We start from the raw sequence: 3277 nt of genomic DNA on the forward strand, positions 1-3277 counted from the left end.
GCTCAACGGGCCCACCTCGGTCGTCATCGCGGGTGATGAGGACGCGGCGCTGGAGATCGCGGCGGGCTTCGAGGCTCAAGGTCGGAAGACCAAGCGGCTCACGGTCAGCCACGCCTTCCACTCCCCGCGTATGGACGGGATGCTGGAGGCGTTCCGCGAGGTGGCGCAGGGGCTCACCTACCAGGCCCCGCGCATCCCGATCGTCTCCAACCTCACCGGCGACGTCGTGTCCGCCGAGGAGATCACCACCCCGGACTTCTGGGTGCGCCACGTCCGCGAGGCCGTGCGCTTCCTCGACGGAGTCCGCACCCTGGAAGCCCAGGGCGTCACCACCTACGTCGAGCTGGGCCCGGACGGGGTGCTCACCGCCATGGCCCAGGAGTGCGTCACCGGCGATGCCGCCGCCTTCGTCCCGGCGCTCCGCAAGGGCCGGGCCGAACCGTGGTCGCTGACGGCCGCCCTCGCCGCGCTGCACACCCGGGGCCTCGCCCTGGACTGGTCGGCGTTCTTCGCCGGTACGGAGGCCCGCCGGGTCGAGCTGCCGACGTACGCCTTCCAGCGGCAGCGGTTCTGGGTGGAGGACCCGGAGCAGGTCCGCGAGGCCGCCGTGGCCATGGACTCGGTGGACGCGCGGTTCTGGGAGGCCGTCGAGCGCGAGGACCTGGAGGCCCTCGCCGGGACGCTCCAGTCCGAGGACGCCGACGAACTCTCCTCGCTGGGCGCGGTCCTGCCGGTGCTGTCCTCGTGGCGGCGCCGCCAGGGCGAGCGGTCCACCGTGGACGCCTGGCGCTACCAGGTGGCCTGGAAGCCGGTGGCCGCCCGTGCCGAGGCGACGCTCACCGGCCGCTGGCTGGTCGTCGCCCCGGCTGACGCCCCGGCCGGTGCGGCGGACGGCGCGCTCGCCGAGGGCGTCGTACGGACGCTGTCGGCGCGCGGCGCCGAGGTCCGGCGGGTCGAGCTGACCGCCGGGGACCGTACCGGCATGGCCGAGCGGCTGGGCGAGGCCGTCGCCGACGCCCCGGTGGCCGGGGTGTTCGCGCTCCCGGCCCTCGCCGAGGGCGCCGACGGGCTGGTCCGCACGGCCGCCCTGGCCCAGGCACTGGGCGATCTGGGCGTGGCCGCGCCGCTGTGGGTCGCCACGCGCGGCGCGGTCTCGACCGGCCGGGCGGACGGGCCGGTGGACCCGTGGCAGGCGCGGGTCTGGGGCCTGGGCCGGGTCGCGGCCCTGGAGCTGGCCGAGCGGTGGGGCGGTCTGGTCGATCTGCCGGAGACGGTGGACGACCGGGCGCTGTCCCGGCTGGCGGGCGTGCTGGCCGGTGGTGAGGCCGAGGACCAGGTGGCGGTGCGCGCCTCCGGCGTCTTCGGGCGCCGGCTGACCCGGGCCGCCGGGTCGGCGGGTGGCCGCGACTGGCGGCCGGGCGCGGGTTCGGTGCTGGTGACGGGCGGTACGGGCGCGCTGGGTGCGCAGGTGGCCCGTTGGCTTGTCGCGAAGGGCGCCGAGCACGTGGTGCTCACCAGCCGCCGTGGCCTCGACGCGCCCGGCGCTGCCGAGTTGCGCGACGAACTCGCCGCCTCCGGCGCCCGGGTCACCGTCGCGGCCTGCGATGTGGCCGACCGGGAGGCGCTGGCCGGGCTGCTGGCGGACCTGCCCGCCGAGTTCCCGCTGACGGCCGTGGTGCACGCGGCCGGGGTGCTGGACGACGGCGTCCTGGAGTCGCTGACTCCCGAGCGCTTCGCCTCCGTGCTGCGCGCCAAGGCCGACGCCGCGGCCAACCTGCACGAGCTGACGCGGGAGCTGGACCTCACGGCCTTCGTCCTCTTCTCCTCGTTCGCGGGTTCCATCGGGGCCGCCGGTCAGGCCAACTACGCCGCCGCGAACGCCTTCCTGGACGCGCTGGCCGAGCGGCGGCGGGCCGAGGGGCTGCCCGCCACCTCCATCGCCTGGGGCCCGTGGGCCGAGGGCGGGATGGCCGCGGACGACGCGCTGGAGCGGCGCATGCGCCGCGCCGGTGTGCCGCCGATGGCGGCGGACCTGGCCATCGCCGCGTTGCAGCGCGCCCTGGACCTGGACGAGACCGTGGTGACGGTCGCGGACATCGACTGGGAGCGGCTGGCCCCCGGCTTCACCGCCTCCCGGCCGAGCCCGCTGCTGCTGGAACTGCCCGAGGCGCGTGCCGCGCTGGAGGCCGAGGGCGGGCGCACGGCCCACACCGCCGGTGGCGGCGCGGACGAGTCCCCGCTCGCCCAGCGGCTCGCGGGCGTTCCGGCGGCGGAGCGCGAGCGGATGCTGCTGGACCTGGTGCGGTCGGCGGTGGCCGAGGTACTGGGCCACTCCGACGCGGAGGCGGTGGAGGCGGACCGGGCGTTCCGGGACCTGGGCTTCGACTCGCTGACCGCCGTGGAGCTGCGCAACCGGCTGAACACCGTGACCGGGCTGCGGCTGCCGCCCACACTGGTCTACGACTACCCGTCGTCCTCGGCGCTCGCCGCCCACCTCCGTACGGAGGTGCTGGGCGAGGAGCGCGAGGCCGACGCGGTGGCCGGTGCGTCGGCCACGACGGTGGCCGTCGCCGACGATCCGATCGCGATCGTGGGGATGAGCTGCCGCTTCCCGGGCGGGGTGGACTCGCCGGAGGAGCTGTGGCGGCTGCTGGTGTCCGGTCAGGACGCGGTGACGGGCTTCCCGGCCGACCGCGGCTGGGACCTGGAGGCGCTCTACGACCCGGACGCCACCACCGAGCACACCAGCTACGTCCGCGAGGGCGGATTCCTGGCGGGCGCCGGGGACTTCGACCCCGCGTTCTTCGGGATCTCGCCGCGTGAGGCGCTGGCGATGGACCCGCAGCAGCGGCTGCTGCTGGAGACCTCCTGGGAGGCGTTCGAACGCGCGGGCATCGACCCGACCACGCTGCGCGGTCAGCAGGTCGGTGTGTTCGCGGGCACCAACGGCCAGGACTACATGTCGCTCGTCCTCCACTCGCCGGACGGCGGCGACGGCTTCATGGGGACGGGGAACGCGGCCAGTGTGTTGTCGGGCCGGGTGGCGTATGCGCTGGGTCTTGAGGGTCCGGCGGTGACGGTGGATACGGCGTGTTCGTCGTCGTTGGTGGCGTTGCACTGGGCGATTCAGGCGTTGCGGGCGGGTGAGTGCTCGTTGGCGCTGGCCGGTGGTGTGACGGTGATGTCGACGCCGGGTTCGTTCGTGGACTTCAGTCGTCAGCGTGGGCTTGCGGCGGATGGGCGGATCAAGGCGTTCGCGGCGGGTGCGGATGGCACC

General features: G+C 75.4%; 1 protein-coding gene. It reads left to right on the plus strand.

Annotated elements, in window-relative coordinates; genetic code table 11:
• The coding region (locus tag AXW62_RS30760; RefSeq protein WP_159060995.1) for an SDR family NAD(P)-dependent oxidoreductase at positions 1 to 3277 on the plus strand (3277 nt) is incomplete at both ends.

It is taken from the genome of Streptomyces hygroscopicus subsp. hygroscopicus, assembly GCF_001553455.1.
GTDB classification, from domain to species: Bacteria; Actinomycetota; Actinomycetes; order Streptomycetales; family Streptomycetaceae; genus Streptomyces; species Streptomyces hygroscopicus.